A 14,940-nucleotide genomic window follows, 5' to 3' on the forward strand; every position below is an offset into this window, starting at 1 on the left:
AAGTGAATCCGTTATTATTCGATTTTCCTTCTGAATTTTATACTGAAAGGCTATGTATTCGAATGCCGAAACCGGGTGACGGTAAAGTTGTATACGATGCCATACAAGCATCTATGCAAGAATTAAAACCTTGGATGGTTTTTGCACAGAAAGAGCAAACAGAGGAAGAAGTAGAAGTGAGCATTAGAAAATCGCATATTCAATTTTTGCAGCGTGAGGATTTAAGGTTACTAGTTTTTTCGAAAGAAACAGGTGAGTTTATTGCATCAGCTGGATTGCATCGTATTAATTGGGATATACCTCAATTTGAAATCGGGTATTGGATTGATTCAAGGTTTAGTGGACAGGGCTATATGGTAGAGGCTGCAAAGGGGATAACGGATTTCGCCTTTTCTGAACTAAAAGCAAACCGCATAGAAATTCGTTGTGATGCTTTAAATAAGAAGAGTAGAGCGATCCCTGAAAAATTGGGCTTCAAATTAGAAGGTACGTTAGAAAGTGCGAGTGTTGCAGTAGATGGAAATGGATTAAGAGATATGTGTGTCTTTGCTATGACGAGAAATACATATGAAAAAGAAGAGCTGTAAAGAAACGGCTCTTCTTTTTGTGTATTATGGTACAGGATGTCCGTTAGAGCTTTCAAAAATTGTAAACCATTGTTGACGGTCTAAGTTAACTTTTGTAGCAAGAGCGGCCGTTTTAACACGATCTAATTTACCAGAGCCAACGATCGGCATCATATTAGCTGGATGTGCAAGTAACCATGCATACATAACAGTATCGATGCTAGTAACACCTAGTTCAGTAGCGACTTTTTGAACGGTTTCACGTACACGTACAGCGCGTTCTGATTGACCAGTAAAGATTTCTCCGCCAGCAAGAGGTGACCAAATCATTGGGTTGATTCGTTTCTCCTGACATAAATCAATTGTTCCTTTTTCAAAATGCTCAAGTTGCAGTGCAGATACTTCAATTTGGTTCGTAATAAGCGGGAAATCTAAGTATGCACTTAACATATTAAATTGAGAAGGTAAGAAGTTAGATACCCCAAAATGACGAACTTTTCCTTCCTGTTTTAAGCGTGAGAACGCTTCTGCCACTTCATTTGGATCCATGAAAGGATCAGGACGATGGATAAGTAATACGTCAATATAATCTGTATGTAAATTTTTAAGTGATGCTTCTGCACTTTGAATAATATGTTCTGCACTAGTGTTATAGTGAGCAACATATCGCTCTGGAAATTTCGGTGATGGGGGAGCGATTCCACATTTTGTGATGATTTGCATGTTTTCACGTAAGGAAGGCTTTAGTTGTAACGCTTCTCCGAACAGTCCTTCACACGTATAGCCACCATAAATATCAGCATGATCAAAAGTAGTAATTCCCATATCCATACAATCTTCAATGAAAGAAAGTAATTCTTGTTTTCTCATATTCCATTCTGCTAAACGCCAAAAACCTTGAATAATACGAGAAAATTCAAGCGTTTCGGCCATTTGAACTCGTTCCATTATAGTACCCCCTTGATGAATGATTATTTTTGAAAAGGCTTTCTTACTATATATTATTATATAGTTAGAGGGGCGTACAAACAATAAATATGTTTTGCTACAAAAACGATTATTTCTATATGATATAATGTAGAAACATATAGCTATAAGGAGAGGTACAAAATGATTCCAGTAACAATATTAACTGGTTTTCTTGGATCAGGGAAAACGACATTATTAAATCGCATTTTATCAGAGAATCACGGTCAGAAATTAGCGGTGATTGTAAATGAAATCGGGCAAATTGGTATTGATAATCAGCTGATTATGAATGTCGAAGAAGAGATTATGGAGATGACGAATGGATGTTTGTGCTGTACTGTACGTGAAGATTTACTCGTTGCTTTAAAACAATTACTGGATGTAAAAACAGAAGGGAAAATGGACTTTGATGGATTAGTAATTGAAACGACTGGTCTTGCAAATCCAGGCCCGATTATTCAAACATTCTTTTTAGATCCAGTCATTCAATCTGCATACCAAATTAACGGCGTTGTAACGGTGGTTGATAGTTATCATATACATAAACATTTTGAAAAAGGGTTAGAAGCGAAGGAGCAAATTGCATTTGCTGATGTTGTATTAGTGAATAAGTTAGATTTAATTGAAGAGAGCGAAAAAGAAAACCTCTTGCATGAACTTCAAGGAATAAACCCGACTGCGAAGTTAATTCAGTCGACTAACTGTGATGTAGATATTCCATCATTACTACAAATTCAAACGTTTAAAACGAAAGATACGTTACAAATTTATCCTCATACAGAGCATAATCATCTAGAAGGTGTAAAATCATTTGTACTACGCGAAGAGCGTCCGTTAGATTTACAAAAACTAAATGAGTGGATGTCAGCTGTCGTTCAAGAACTAGGAGAATATTTATATCGCTACAAAGGAATTTTATCGATTGATGGAGTGGATAAACGTATCGTTTTCCAAGGCGTACATACGTTATTTGCCGCTTCGTACGATAGAGAGTGGCAAGAGGGCGAAGATCGAGTAAGTGAAGTTGTTTTCATCGGAAAAAATATTAATAAAGAATGGTTCCAAGCACATTTCGAGGAGTGTGTGAAATAAGTCTGCGCATATTGCAGGCTTATTTTTTGGATTAACTAAGCGTTTTGTAGAAAAATGATAGATTGCAAAAAACGAAGGATAATAAAAAAGCCTGTTTTCACAGGCTTGTATGTTCATCTAAAAGTAACTCCATTACAACACCTACAACAGGGCCTTCATCATCAATATCGCCATTTAAACGGAAGCCAAATGACTCATATAATCCCATTGCGGGTTTGTTGTCTGGATGTAAACTTAAATAAATTGTTTTACATTCAAATTTATTTTGTAAGAATTGAATAAGTAAGCGAAGGAAACGTTTTGCGTATCCTTTTCCTTGATAGCGTTGGTCAATCATAAAGCGGTCTAACCATACGCTTTTACGTTTTTCCCAATACCATCCATACATTGCATATCCTACAAGTGTTTCTCCATCATATAAACCTACTGACGTTCCGTTTCCCTCATATAATGATTCTGCTAAAGAAAACGCATTGCTTTCAATAAATTGCTGCTGGTCTTTTGCGACGTTTAAAGCAGCTACCGAACGCCAATTTTTTTCTGTTACTTCACAAATGTGAAGAGTCATAATTCCAACTCACCTTCTAAAATGATATAGCTTGAAAGCTAATATGGATAATTTTACTTGTTATTTTGGTCAAGTCAAGCAGAAACACATAAAAAAGAAGCTGAATGTCGTATTCAGCTTCTTATCAAAAGTTGGTTAGTTAGTAGCTTCTTTCAATGTGTTTACGTTTTCTTCCATTAAAGTGAAGTAATCTTTATTATTTTTCGCATCGTCTTCAGAAATAGTAGCTAAGTGATTTAAGCGTAAAATCTTTGTACCTGTTTCTTTTTGAATAACGGATGCTACTTTTGGAGTAGAAAATGTTTCAAATAAAATATATTTTAGATTATGTTCTTTTACTGTTTTTGTAATGTCAGCAAGTTGTTTTTGAGATGGTTCATCAGAAGCTGAAATACCGGCGATAGCAATTTGTTTCAGGCCATAGCGTTGTTCCCAGTATCCATAAGCCGCATGAGAAACTAAAATATCTTTCGTTTTTGCATTCGCAACTGCTGCTTTAAATTGATCATCTAAATCAGTAAATTTTGTTTGAAGTGCTGCAAAGTTTTTTTCGAACTCTTGTTTATGGTCAGGTTGTAATTCTACAAGTGCATTTTTAATTTTTTCTGCTTGTTTCATTGCTAGAGTAGGGTCTAACCAAATGTGTGGGTCTTTATCGTGATGATGTTCATCCTCTTTATGGCCCTCTCCGTGATCATGATGCTCTTCTTCAGTAGAAGTACGCAGTTCAATACCTTTTGATGCATTTACAATTTTAACGTTTTCTTTTTGTAATGATTTTTCCATTTTTTCAGCAAATGGTTCTAATTCAGCGCCGTTATAAACGAATAAATCGGCTTTTGCAACTTGCACTGTTTGTTTTTGACTTGGTTCAAATGTATGAGAATCTGCACCAGGTGGGTAAATTGCTTCAACAGTTACATAGTCGCCACCAATTTTTTTTGCGAAATCTGCAAGAGGAAAAATAGTTGTATAAACAGTTAGCTTTCCGTCTTTCTTCGCATTACCTTCTTTTGTATTTGAGCAGCCAGTAAAAATTAAAGTGAAAATAAGTAAGAATGAAAGTATAGTCAATCTTTTAGGCATGAAGTTCTCCTCTTTTCTTTTTTTACGGATATATTTTCCCCGATTATAGAAAAAAATATCATTTTAATACAAAACGGAATAATTACGTTTTAGTTTGCGAACTTAGTATAATACATCTTTTATAAAGTTGCAATAAATAATAATCATTCCGATTTGATTTTGTTATAAAGTTGTCAAATATAGATGTGTTATTTTTGCGGATACATGCATATGTGACAACGCTGTGTTCATATATATGAAAGGAGGGTGTAGAGGGGGATGAGTGCTTGGGTTACTTAATGGAAGCTATTTTATTGATATTAGCGGTAGTATTACCGTTAGCCTTAGTTTTAATTTTTTTAAGAAGATTAATAAGTAATTTAGGAGATGCATCAACCGTAACAAAATTACGAGAGAAAGATGAGAAAAAAGAGTGAGTAAAGCACTATGCGTACGCATAGTGCTTTACTTGTGGTAAAATGAGAGAAGGAAACTCCTAAAAGTTGTATGTTACTGAAGGAGAGAAAAGTAAAATAAGAGGTATATGCATATATGAATAAGCGAACAGCGTTAGTACTTGGTGCAAGTGGTTTAGTTGGACAAGAGATAACGCGTCTATTACTTGAATCAGATTACTACGATTCGGTTACTATTTTTGTAAGAGAACCAATCCAATGGCAACATGAAAAGTTACAGCAAAAACAAGTGGATTATTTGGCATTAGAGGAATATAAAGAGTTCTTTGCTGTAGATGACGTATTTAGTTGTCTAGGAACAACAATTAAAAAAGCAAAAACGAAAGCTAATTTCAAAAAGGTAGATTATGAATATACGTTACGAGCGGCTTGTTTAGCTGAAAAACAAGGGGTGCAAAATTTCCTTGTTGTGTCCTCAATGGGAGCGAATCCTAAATCGTTTTTCTTTTACTCACAAGTGAAAGGAAGAATGGAAGAGGAATTGCAAAAGTTAGTAATCGGTGGTATTCACATTTTTAGGCCATCTTTATTAGTAGGAAACCGACAAGAATTTCGCTTTGGTGAACGAATGGCGGAAAAATTATCTCGTATGATTCCTTTTATATTTAAGGGGGCATTCAAAAAGTATAAACCAATTTCAGCTAAAGATGTGGCGAAAGGGATGTATATAACTGCATTGCGAGAAGAATCAGGTATCCATATTTATAATTCGAATGAAATTACAACGATAGAATAAATAAAACCGAGAAGAAAAGCTTCTCGGTTTTATTTATTTGTACTGATTTTCCCAGGCGCTCGCTCGTATTGATACGGTTCTTCTAATTCAAAGCCAAGTTCATTGGCGGCTATTCTTGGGAAGTAAGGATTGCGAAGTAACTCACGTCCGATAAAAATTAAATCTGCTTCGTTATGATTTAAAATTTGCTCTGCTTGTGCCCCGGTCGTAATCAATCCAACTGCACCAGTTGCAATGTTAGCATGTTCTTTAATATGTTTAGCATATTGTACCTGATACCCAGGGTAAACATCGATGTGCGCAGGTACAACAGCCCCAGAGCTACAATCGATTAAATCTACTCCTTGTTCTTTCATCCATTTTGTATATTGTACATAATCTTGAACTGTTAACCCGTCAGGATGATAATCATTTGCTGAAATACGAACAAATAGCGGTCCGTTCCAAACTTCATTTATCGATTCAATGATTTTGCGTAAGAAACGATATCGATTTTCAGGTGAACCACCATATTCATCAGTCCGCTTATTGGAAAGTGGAGAAAGAAATTCATTAATAAGATAACCGTGAGCACCGTGTATTTCAATAACGTCAAATCCAGCTTGTTTGGATCGTACTGCAGCTTGCTGAAAAGCTAATACAGTATCTTTAATTTGGTGTTTGCTCATTTCTATTGGCATTTTCATTGTTTCATTAAATGGAATGGCTGAAGGAGCTAACGCATCTGTTTCTAATTCTGCTTTTCTTCCAGCATGAGCGAGTTGAATGGCAGCTTTTGCACCATTATCGTGTATAAAAGTTGTCGCTTTATGTAAGCCTTCAATTAAACTGTCATCCCAAATGCCTAAGTCTTTATTTGAAATTCGACCTTCAGGTAACACGGCTGTTGCTTCAATCATAACTAAACCAACTTGACCAGCAGCTCTTGTTCCATAATGAATAAGATGGAAATTCGTTACTTGGCCATCCTCGTTTTTCGATGAATACATGCACATAGGTGACATAACAATCCGGTTTTTTAATGTAACGTCTTTAATTGTATAAGGTGAAAAAAGTTTGTAATTCATCCAATAGCCTCCTAGATTGAATTTTCTTACATTGTATCATTCTCGTTTTTGTTTCTCGAATAAAACGCTTATACGAAAAATTTTGTCTATTCGTGTTACAATAATGAATATGAATTGAATTGGAGGATGACATATGTACCAAGCTTATTATGATAGTGAATTAGGCTTGCTAGAAATTACAGCGAACGATAAAGGAATTACGTCTGTTATATTTGTTGATGAGAGACAAGAAGAACATACAAATGAAATGATAGATCAATGTATAAATGAGCTCGATGAATATTTTAAGGGGAATAGAAAAGAGTTCACAGTCCCGTTGTCTCCTGAGGGAACAGCATTTCAAAAAAATGTATGGGATGCGCTCTATACGATTCCTTATGGCGTAAGTGCTTCATATTTAGATATTGCAGAGAAAGTCGGAAATACGAAAGCTGTACGAGCAATAGGAGGAGCAAATAGTCGCAATCCGATTTCAATAATCGTTCCGTGTCATCGAGTAATAGGAAAGAGCGGGAAACTTGTTGGGTATGCGGGCGGTTTATGGAGGAAAGAGTGGTTATTAAAACACGAAGGTATTTTGAAATGACGTATGGATGGGAAGAGGGATTGTTTTGAAATGTATAAATTGTGGGCAACTTTGCGAGGGAAATCAGTTAAATTGTGAAAGTTGCCAGCGGACTTTGCATACTGAACAGAGTGAAGGAAGTTCGCTAATAGACAAGGAATTAGAAGTATATGTAGGGAGACAATATCCGTATTACAAAAGGAAATGGGAGCTTGAGGAAAAGCGGATTGCTAGGTGGAGCTGGAATGGTTGGGCAGCTATTTTCAATGTAGGTTGGCTCGGATATCGTAAGTATTATTTACCTGCAGCTGTATTTGTAGTGTTATTATTAGCGTGTGATGCGTTTTCTTATTATATGGGCTTCAACGTAGCATTGCCGATCATTAATATGGTGCCTCTTACGTTTCTATTACTCGTTTTTATTTTATTTGGAATGGCGATTTTTGCGAATGGATTATATTATCAATTTGCAGAAAGGCGTATATATCGAATAAAAGCAAGAGAAATTCAAGATGGATCGGTTGAAAAGTACCTCATTCGTGATAGTGGTGGAACGAGTAAAATGGGAGCAACAATTGTTACGATTTTAGCGGTTGCTAGTATTTTTATCAGCCATTTCTTCTTCCCGACTGATCGAGATATTATTCAAAAAGTTCGTACAAGCTCTCTATATGAATATCCATTCTTTTCAATTGGTGAATCGTTTGAAAATTATTTTAGAAATCCGGGTTGGGCATATTATCGTGGCACTGAAGGATTAGAATTGGTAGAGTTCCAAGGGGATAGTCCGGATATGCCAAGGAAAAAGGTTACGATCCAATTTGTTGTTGATTATAAATTGGGTGAGATTGAGCCATACTCACTTATGATTAATGGCGAATCTAAAAATGAGGAAGAATTTTTAAAGATAATGGACGAAATATTTAAAGTTCAAAATCCATTTGACATAGAGGATGGATTACAAGTAAAAGAAATAGAAAAAGAAGTGGATAGTAGAGCTCTCTATCCGCTTCTTTTTTTGTATATACGAAAATAATATTTGAAATAATCTGAATCTTTTGTATAATAATATGTATTATACTGGCTTTCATTTATACATATAGATTGGGGGAAGGAAAAATGAAGAGAAAGGTAACAACGATTGCTGCAGTTGCATTATCGACTAGTGTATTAGTTGCAGGTTGCGGAAATGGGGAGAAGGCATCTACAACGAAGAAAGAAACAGGTAAGGGGGCAGCAGATAAGCAAGTATTAAACTTACTAGAAACAGCTGAAATTCCTTCAATGGATACGTCAAAATCAACAGACTCTGTATCATTCCGTGCCTTTGTAAATGCAATGGAAGGATTATATCGTTTGGATAAGGATAATAAACCAACTCCAGGTATGGCAAAAGACGTGAAAATTAGTGAAGATAAAAAGACATATACATTTGAATTACGAGATGCAAAATGGTCAAATGGTGATCCAGTTCGAGCGCAAGATTTTGTATATGCATGGCAACGTACATTAGATAAAGCAATGGCAGCTGAGTATGCATTTATTTTATTTGATGTGAAAAATGCACAGAAAGTAAATAAAGGAGAGTTACCGTTAGATCAATTAGGAGTGAAAGCGAAGGATGATAAAACGTTAGTAGTAGAATTAGAACAACCAGCACCATATTTCCTTGAGCTTACTTCATTCCCAACATTCTTCCCTTTAAATGAAAAATATGTGAAAGAACAAGGAGATAAATACGGATTAGAAGCAGATAAATTATTATATAATGGACCGTTTACGATGAGTGAATGGAAACATGAAAGAAGTTATCAGTTAAAGAAAAACCCTAATTATTGGGATAAAGATACTGTGAAGTTAGAAGAAATTAATGTGAATATTGTGAAGGAAACAAGCACAGGAGTAAATTTATATGATAGTGATCAAGCGGACCGTGTTATTTTAACTTCTGAATTTGTTGATAAATATAAAAAGAATAAGCCAGATGAATTTAAAACGAAGTTAGATCCACGTATGTATTTCTTAAGATTTAACCAAAAAAATGCAACGTTTAAAAATCAAAAGGTTCGTGAAGCAATTGACCTAGCATATGATAAAAAAGGAATTGCAAATGTTATTTTAAATGACGGATCACTGCCAGCATATTTCTTAGTACCTGAAAAATTTACGACAGGACCAGATGGGAAAGATTTCCGTACTGTAAATAAAAATTTCCGTGACAGTAAAGATAATGCAGCAAAAGCGAAAAAATTATGGGAAGAAGCAAAGAAAGAACTTGGCCAAGATACAATTACAGTCGAATTACTAAATGATGATAACGGTAGTCGTAAAAAAGTAGGAGACTTTATTAAAGAAGAGTTAGAGAAAAATTTACCTGGTATTAAAGTGAATTTAAAACAACAGCCATATAAGCAGAAGTTGGATTTAGAAAAGAAATTTGAATATGAATTCTCGTTATCTGCATGGAGTCCAGATTATCCAGATCCAATGACTTATATTGATATGTTTGTTACTGGAAGCTCATTTAATGAAATGGATTATTCTAATCCAAAGTATGATGAGTTAGTAGCGAAATCAAAAGGAGAACTATTAAAAGATGATAAAGCACGCTGGAATGCACTTGCAGAAGCGGAAAAAATCTTAATTGGTCAAGATGCTGCCATTTCTCCTACGTACCAACAAAGTACCGCATACTTAGAGAAACCATACGTAAAAGGTATTGCAAATCATACGTTTGGTGGGGACTTCAGTTATAAATGGGCATATATTACAAAAAAATAGTATAATAAAAGATGAGCGAATTTTCGCTCATCTTTTATTTGTATAGGAGGAATTAGAGTTGTTAAAAGGAATCAATCATCTTTGTTTTTCAGTATCTAATTTAGAAGATTCTATTACATTTTACGAAAAAGTATTGGAAGGAGAATTATTAGTTAGAGGAAGAAAACTTGCATATTTTAATATATGTGGAGTATGGATAGCGCTTAATGAAGAAATACATATTCCAAGAAACGAGATTCATCAATCTTATACACATATTGCGTTTTCTGTTGAACAGAAAGACTTTGAACGTCTACTGCAGCGATTAGAAGAAAATGATGTTCATATTATACAAGGAAGAGAACGTGATGTAAGGGATTGTGAATCTATCTATTTTGTTGACCCAGACGGGCATAAGTTTGAATTTCATTCAGGGACATTGCAAGACAGACTTAATTATTATAGGGAAGATAAACCTCATATGACATTTTACTAAGGAGGAAAAGAAGTTGCATGCGCTAGTAATTGGTGGAACAGGAATGTTAAAGAGGGTGTCTATGTGGCTTTGTGAGCAAGGGTTTCATGTTTCTATTATTGGAAGAGATGAAGTGAAATTAGAAAATGTTAAACGGGAGAGTACTACACCTGAAAGTATCACATGCCTTCCGTTAGATTATCATAATGATGACGGTGTAAAGTTAGCTATTAAAAACACAATTGAGAGGAATGGCCCAATAACATTAGTTGTCGCATGGATACACGCAAGTGCAAAAGATGCGTTATCACTTATTTGTAGAGAATTAGACTTGTCGTCTGAAACATACGACGTTTTTCATATTTTAGGCAGTAAAGCGTCGAGAATAGCCTCACAAAAAATAGGCGGTACGCGATGTAGCTATCATAGAATAATTTTAGGTTTTATATTAGAAGATACATACGCAAGATGGCTTACTCATGAAGAAATATCGGATGGGGTAATAAAAGAAATTGAAAGTAAATGTAATGAATGGATTGTAGGACGAGTAGAACCGTGGGAATTGCGGCCAACATGGTAAGGGGGAATTGAAGTGAAGACAACGGTATATGTAACAAGGCATGGTGAAACGGAATGGAATGTAGCGAAGCGAATGCAAGGACGGAAAAATTCTGCTTTAACTGAAAATGGTATACTGCAAGCTAAGCAATTAGGAGAGCGAATGAAAGATTTATCTATTCATGCGATCTATAGTAGTCCGAGTGAAAGAACCCTTCATACTGCAGAGTTAATAAAGGGAGAACGTGATATACCGATAATCGCGGATGAGCATTTCTATGAAATTAGCATGGGTATATGGGAAGGACAGACAATTGATGATATAGAAAGGCAATACCCAGACGACATACAGTTATTTTGGTATGAACCACATCTTTTTCAGTCAACATCAGGAGAAAATTTTGAGGCTGTTCATAAAAGGGTAATTGAGGGGATGCAGATTCTTTTAGAAAAGCATAAAGGAGAAAGTATATTAATTGTTTCTCATGCGGCAGCGGCAAAGCTACTTGTAGGACATTTTGCAGGTATTGAAATAGAAAATGTGTGGGATGATCCATTTATGCATAGTGCTAGTCTAAGTATAATAGAATTTGAAGATGGTGAAGGTGAAGTGAAGCAATTTGCAGATATAAGTCATTTTCAATAAAGCGGGATAAACATAAAAAAGGCCGCAAAACGGCCTTTTTTTCTAGGCATAAAAACTAACAATTACGTTTTTTATACCAGAAGTGATCAAATTTCTTGTGTTTGCAAGATGGGAATTTATGTCCGCCTTTGCAATCATTCCATTTGTGTCCATCATCGTGACAGTCTTTACCATGATCGCATGAATCATCGCAAGAGCCACCGTGTCCATTCGGGAAGAATTCGCATTTTTTACAGTAACATCGTTTCGTCCAGTAAAATTTCTTTTCAAAGCGTACACATTTTGTAACGAACGTACAATGTTTTCTACGAGTACGTTTTGTAACTAAAACGCATTCTTTTCTACGTGTTACTTTCGTAACGAACGTCCATTTTTGAACGCGTACACGAGTACATTTCGTAACAAATGTCCATTTTTTAACATGCGTACATTTTGTAACGAACGTACAATGTTTCACGCGAGTACATCTTGTTCTTGGACATTTACAATCGTCGCTACATTCTATTTTTGTAGTACAATCATCATCGCATTCAAAAGTACTTGGATCTTGGTGTAAGAAATCCTCCATCCCAGCACTTTTGATTTCTTCAACCGCTTTTCTAATATCACGTTTCATAGAAATCCTCCTTATCATGTATTCAGGTGAAAAGGTATTCTTTTTCCTTAACATGATATGAGATATGACGTCTTTCTGAACAGGACAAGAGTGTAATTTTATATAAATAGATGATAGCGGATGTATGGACAAGGCGAGTTGCATACATTGAATGAAGAGAACTGAGAAGGGATGAGAAAACATGCTACCTTCATATGATTTTTTTATTCATCCAATGTACTTAGTGGAATTGAAAAAAGACATTTGGTCAGACAGTCCAGTACCAGCAAAATTAACTTATGGAAAAAAGAAGTATGACATTGATATCGTATATCGGGGTGCTCATATTCGTGAATTTGAGAAGAAATCTTATCATGTTATGTTTTATAAACCGAAAAAATTTCAAGGTGCGAAAGAGTTTCATTTAAATTCTGAGTTTATGGATCCGTCTCTCATACGAAATAAATTATCTTTAGACTTTTTTCATGATATTGGTGTACTTTCACCGAAATCACAACATGTGTTTATAAAAATTAATGGTCAAATTCAAGGTGTATATTTACAGTTAGAATCAGTGGATGAAAATTTTTTGAAAAATAGAGGATTACCGAGTGGTTCTATTTATTATGCGATAGATGATGATGCGAATTTTTCTTTAATGAGTGAGAGAGATAAAGATGTTAAGACCGAGCTTTTTGCAGGTTATGAATTTAAATATTCGAATGAAAATAGTGAAGAACAGCTGAGTGAATTTGTATTTCAAGCGAACGCTTTGTCAAGGGAAGCTTATGAAAAAGAAATTGGAAAGTTTTTGCATGTAGACAAATATTTAAGGTGGTTAGCTGGCGTCATTTTCACGCAAAACTTTGATGGTTTTGTTCATAACTATGCACTATATCATAACGATGAAACGAACTTATTTGAAGTGATACCGTGGGATTATGATGCGACTTGGGGGCGAGATGTACAAGGGAGACCACTTAATCATGAGTATATTCGTATTCAAGGTTATAACACGTTAAGTGCAAGATTGTTAGATATACCTATATTTAGAAAACAATACCGAAGTATTTTAGAAGAAATATTAGCAGAACAATTTACCGTTTCATTTATGATGCCGAAAGTAGAAAGTTTGTGTGAATCGATTCGTCCTTATTTACTACAAGATCCATATATGAAAGAAAAATTAGAAACATTTGATCAAGAAGCTGATATGATTGAGGAATATATAAATAAAAGAAGAAAGTATATACAAGATCATTTACATGAATTGGATTAATTTTGAAAGAGATTGGAACATTATCAATCTCTTTTTTTGTATAATAAAGATGTATTGGTAGAATTGACGTAATATGTACTTAATAAAGAATGGGGATGTGGAAACATGACAGTAAAATGGATTGAGTGGGCAAAACAAATACAATCTATAGCTCAAGCGGGTTTAACGTATTCTAAGGATGTGTATGATATAGAACGTTTCCAACAATTACGGGATATTTCTATTTCGATGATGTCACATTACACTAAGACAGATTGGGAAGTTGTAGAGAAGTTATTTGCAAGCGAGACAGGCTATCAAACACCTAAAGTTGATATAAGAGCAGTTGTTTTTCAAAATGAAAAGTTATTATTTGTGAAAGAAAAAAGTGATGGGAAATGGGCATTGCCAGGTGGATGGGCTGATATCGGTTATACGCCGACAGAAGTAGCAGCAAAAGAGGTTTTAGAGGAGACAGGGTTTGAAGTAGATGATTTTAAGCTACTCGCTATATTTGATAAAGAAAAACATCAACCATCGCCTTCAGCAACGCATGTATATAAAATTTTTGTTGGATGTAAAATTATTGGTGGTGAAAAGAAAACTAGTATTGAAACAGATGATGTGGAGTTTTTTGGTGAGGATGAACTGCCTAATTTATCGATTGCTAGAAATACAGAAGAGCAAATTAAACAAATGTTTGCCTACATAAAAGAACCTCAGAAAGAAATAGTAATAGATTAATAATGCGTATGTCGGTGATATTGTTGGCATGAAGATATTGGCAGAATGCAACCTTTATGTAATAATGGGATGGTATGTGAAGAAAAAAGGAGATAGAAAATAAAATGTTAGCAAGCATAATAGATCAGTTATTGCAATTTTTTGCAAGTTTAGGTTACTTTGGAGTAGCGCTAGCTTTAATGATTGAAATTATCCCGAGTGAAATTGTACTTTCGTATGCTGGCTTTTTAGTCGCAGATGGTAAAATTAGCTTTGTCGGTGCAGTTATTGCTGGAACAATCGGTGGTACTTTAGCCCAAATCTTTTTATACTGGCTTGGATACTACGGAGGACGTCCAGTTGTAGAGAAATATGGGAAATATCTGCTTATTAATAAACACCATTTAGACATAGCAGAAAATTGGTTTAAGCGTTACGGAGCAGGAGTAATCTTTTCGGCACGTTTTATCCCAGTCGTACGTCATGCAATTTCTATTCCAGCAGGATTAGCTAAGATGCCATTAAAACTATTCACACTGTATACAGTAGTTGCGATTATTCCATGGTCAATACTATTTATATATTTAGGTGAAAAGCTTGGTGGAAATTGGCGACATATTAAAGAGTATGCATCTGATTACACACATTACATAATTATAGGAGCGATTCTCTTTATTGCTCTATACTTCGGTTTAAAGTATTTCAAAAAGAAAAAAGCGGCACGTTAAAGTCAATGATTTTTCATTGGCTTTTTTGTTTGTTTCGGTTCTAAAAAAAAGGAGTTGTCCATAATGTGTAATAATAAAGCGTAGCGGAGGAAT

General features: G+C 35.0%; 18 protein-coding genes. 13 read left to right on the forward strand and 5 right to left on the reverse strand.

Going from position 1 to position 14,940, the window contains the following annotated elements; genetic code table 11:
* The first annotated feature begins 2 nt into the window (after positions 1-2).
* Entirely contained in the window at positions 3-587 is a 585-nt protein-coding gene (locus BGI23_RS09905; RefSeq protein ID WP_001068756.1) for a GNAT family N-acetyltransferase, read from the forward strand.
* 24 nt (positions 588-611) lie between these two features.
* On the opposite strand, the gene BGI23_RS09910 is transcribed toward BGI23_RS09905, so the two are convergent.
* Positions 612-1,514, reverse strand: coding sequence for an aldo/keto reductase (locus BGI23_RS09910; protein WP_070805831.1), 903 nt, complete (start codon positions 1,512-1,514; stop codon positions 612-614).
* A gap of 162 nt (positions 1,515-1,676) precedes the next feature.
* Here BGI23_RS09910 and BGI23_RS09915 point away from each other — a divergent pair, with 162 nt between their 5' ends.
* Complete coding sequence (locus tag BGI23_RS09915; RefSeq protein WP_070805832.1) at positions 1,677-2,627, forward strand: CobW family GTP-binding protein; 951 nt, start codon at positions 1,677-1,679, stop codon at positions 2,625-2,627.
* A gap of 97 nt (positions 2,628-2,724) precedes the next feature.
* Here the strand turns inward: BGI23_RS09915 and BGI23_RS09920 are convergent, their stop codons facing one another.
* A complete protein-coding gene (locus BGI23_RS09920; RefSeq protein WP_070805833.1) occupies positions 2,725-3,195 on the reverse strand; it encodes a GNAT family N-acetyltransferase in 471 nt (156 codons plus the stop codon).
* A 135-nt stretch (positions 3,196-3,330) separates the two neighbouring features.
* Positions 3,331-4,281, reverse strand: coding sequence for a metal ABC transporter substrate-binding protein (locus BGI23_RS09925; RefSeq protein WP_070805834.1), 951 nt, complete (start codon positions 4,279-4,281; stop codon positions 3,331-3,333).
* A gap of 266 nt (positions 4,282-4,547) precedes the next feature.
* Here BGI23_RS09925 and BGI23_RS28375 point away from each other — a divergent pair, with 266 nt between their 5' ends.
* A complete protein-coding gene (locus tag BGI23_RS28375) occupies positions 4,548-4,697 on the forward strand; it encodes a hypothetical protein (protein WP_000540925.1) in 150 nt (49 codons plus the stop codon).
* A gap of 115 nt (positions 4,698-4,812) precedes the next feature.
* Complete coding sequence (locus BGI23_RS09935) at positions 4,813-5,472, forward strand: oxidoreductase (protein ID WP_001042744.1); 660 nt, start codon at positions 4,813-4,815, stop codon at positions 5,470-5,472.
* Between the two features lie 29 nt (positions 5,473-5,501).
* On the opposite strand, the gene namA is transcribed toward BGI23_RS09935, so the two are convergent.
* Positions 5,502-6,539: an NADPH dehydrogenase NamA gene (namA, locus tag BGI23_RS09940; protein WP_070805835.1), complete on the reverse strand. Its 1,038-nt coding sequence runs from the start codon at positions 6,537-6,539 to the stop codon at positions 5,502-5,504.
* Positions 6,540-6,672: 133 nt separating this feature from the next.
* Here namA and BGI23_RS09945 point away from each other — a divergent pair, with 133 nt between their 5' ends.
* The 6 genes from BGI23_RS09945 to BGI23_RS09970 all read left to right on the forward strand — a co-directional run bounded on the left by BGI23_RS09945 (position 6,673) and on the right by BGI23_RS09970 (position 11,543).
* Entirely contained in the window at positions 6,673-7,125 is a 453-nt protein-coding gene (locus tag BGI23_RS09945; protein WP_070805836.1) for a methylated-DNA--[protein]-cysteine S-methyltransferase, read from the forward strand.
* Between the two features lie 25 nt (positions 7,126-7,150).
* Complete coding sequence (locus BGI23_RS09950) at positions 7,151-8,140, forward strand: DUF2628 domain-containing protein (protein ID WP_070805837.1); 990 nt, start codon at positions 7,151-7,153, stop codon at positions 8,138-8,140.
* Positions 8,141-8,223: 83 nt separating this feature from the next.
* Complete coding sequence (locus BGI23_RS09955; protein ID WP_070805838.1) at positions 8,224-9,885, forward strand: peptide ABC transporter substrate-binding protein; 1,662 nt, start codon at positions 8,224-8,226, stop codon at positions 9,883-9,885.
* Positions 9,886-9,943: 58 nt separating this feature from the next.
* Positions 9,944-10,360 carry a FosBx1 family fosfomycin resistance bacillithiol transferase gene (gene fosB, locus BGI23_RS09960; protein ID WP_070805839.1) on the forward strand — a complete coding sequence of 139 codons (417 nt, stop codon included), beginning with the start codon at positions 9,944-9,946 and terminating at the stop codon, positions 10,358-10,360.
* A gap of 13 nt (positions 10,361-10,373) precedes the next feature.
* On the forward strand, positions 10,374-10,919 hold the full coding sequence (locus tag BGI23_RS09965; protein WP_070805840.1) for a short-chain dehydrogenase: 546 nt from the start codon (positions 10,374-10,376) through the stop codon (positions 10,917-10,919).
* A gap of 12 nt (positions 10,920-10,931) precedes the next feature.
* Positions 10,932-11,543, forward strand: a complete 612-nt coding sequence (locus BGI23_RS09970; protein ID WP_070805841.1) for a phosphoserine phosphatase 1 — start codon at positions 10,932-10,934, stop codon at positions 11,541-11,543.
* Between the two features lie 55 nt (positions 11,544-11,598).
* Here the strand turns inward: BGI23_RS09970 and exsB are convergent, their stop codons facing one another.
* Positions 11,599-12,159 carry an exosporium protein ExsB gene (gene exsB, locus BGI23_RS09975; protein WP_044790759.1) on the reverse strand — a complete coding sequence of 187 codons (561 nt, stop codon included), beginning with the start codon at positions 12,157-12,159 and terminating at the stop codon, positions 11,599-11,601.
* A gap of 181 nt (positions 12,160-12,340) precedes the next feature.
* Between exsB and cotH the strand changes: the two genes are divergently transcribed.
* The 3 genes from cotH (at position 12,341) to uptA (ending at position 14,847) form a co-directional block, all read left to right on the forward strand.
* Positions 12,341-13,417 carry a spore coat protein CotH gene (gene cotH / locus BGI23_RS09980; protein WP_000937983.1) on the forward strand — a complete coding sequence of 359 codons (1,077 nt, stop codon included), beginning with the start codon at positions 12,341-12,343 and terminating at the stop codon, positions 13,415-13,417.
* Between the two features lie 105 nt (positions 13,418-13,522).
* The gene (locus tag BGI23_RS09985) at positions 13,523-14,140 is read left to right on the forward strand and encodes an NUDIX hydrolase N-terminal domain-containing protein (protein WP_000216929.1); all 618 of its coding nucleotides are present in this window, start codon (positions 13,523-13,525) and stop codon (positions 14,138-14,140) included.
* Between the two features lie 104 nt (positions 14,141-14,244).
* On the forward strand, positions 14,245-14,847 hold the full coding sequence (gene uptA / locus BGI23_RS09990) for an undecaprenyl phosphate transporter UptA (protein ID WP_000881205.1): 603 nt from the start codon (positions 14,245-14,247) through the stop codon (positions 14,845-14,847).
* Positions 14,848-14,940: the final 93 nt, after the last annotated feature.

The sequence above is a fragment of the Bacillus sp. ABP14 genome (assembly GCF_001831375.1).
Classification (GTDB): domain Bacteria; phylum Bacillota; class Bacilli; order Bacillales; family Bacillaceae_G; genus Bacillus_A; species Bacillus_A paranthracis.

Excerpts from the sequence above, each read along its gene's own strand:
- BGI23_RS09910 (WP_070805831.1), bottom strand. The coding sequence starts at position 1,514 with ATGGAACGAGTTCAAATGGCCGAAACGCTTGAATTTTCTCGTATTATT.
- BGI23_RS09915 (WP_070805832.1), top strand. The coding sequence starts at position 1,677 with ATGATTCCAGTAACAATATTAACTGGTTTTCTTGGATCAGGGAAAACG.
- BGI23_RS09920 (WP_070805833.1), bottom strand. The coding sequence starts at position 3,195 with ATGACTCTTCACATTTGTGAAGTAACAGAAAAAAATTGGCGTTCGGTA.
- BGI23_RS09925 (WP_070805834.1), bottom strand. The coding sequence starts at position 4,281 with ATGCCTAAAAGATTGACTATACTTTCATTCTTACTTATTTTCACTTTA.
- BGI23_RS09935 (WP_001042744.1), top strand. The coding sequence starts at position 4,813 with ATGAATAAGCGAACAGCGTTAGTACTTGGTGCAAGTGGTTTAGTTGGA.
- namA (WP_070805835.1), bottom strand. The coding sequence starts at position 6,539 with ATGAATTACAAACTTTTTTCACCTTATACAATTAAAGACGTTACATTA.
- BGI23_RS09945 (WP_070805836.1), top strand. The coding sequence starts at position 6,673 with ATGTACCAAGCTTATTATGATAGTGAATTAGGCTTGCTAGAAATTACA.
- BGI23_RS09955 (WP_070805838.1), top strand. The coding sequence starts at position 8,224 with ATGAAGAGAAAGGTAACAACGATTGCTGCAGTTGCATTATCGACTAGT.
- exsB (WP_044790759.1), bottom strand. The coding sequence starts at position 12,159 with ATGAAACGTGATATTAGAAAAGCGGTTGAAGAAATCAAAAGTGCTGGG.
- cotH (WP_000937983.1), top strand. The coding sequence starts at position 12,341 with ATGCTACCTTCATATGATTTTTTTATTCATCCAATGTACTTAGTGGAA.
- BGI23_RS09985 (WP_000216929.1), top strand. The coding sequence starts at position 13,523 with ATGACAGTAAAATGGATTGAGTGGGCAAAACAAATACAATCTATAGCT.
- uptA (WP_000881205.1), top strand. The coding sequence starts at position 14,245 with ATGTTAGCAAGCATAATAGATCAGTTATTGCAATTTTTTGCAAGTTTA.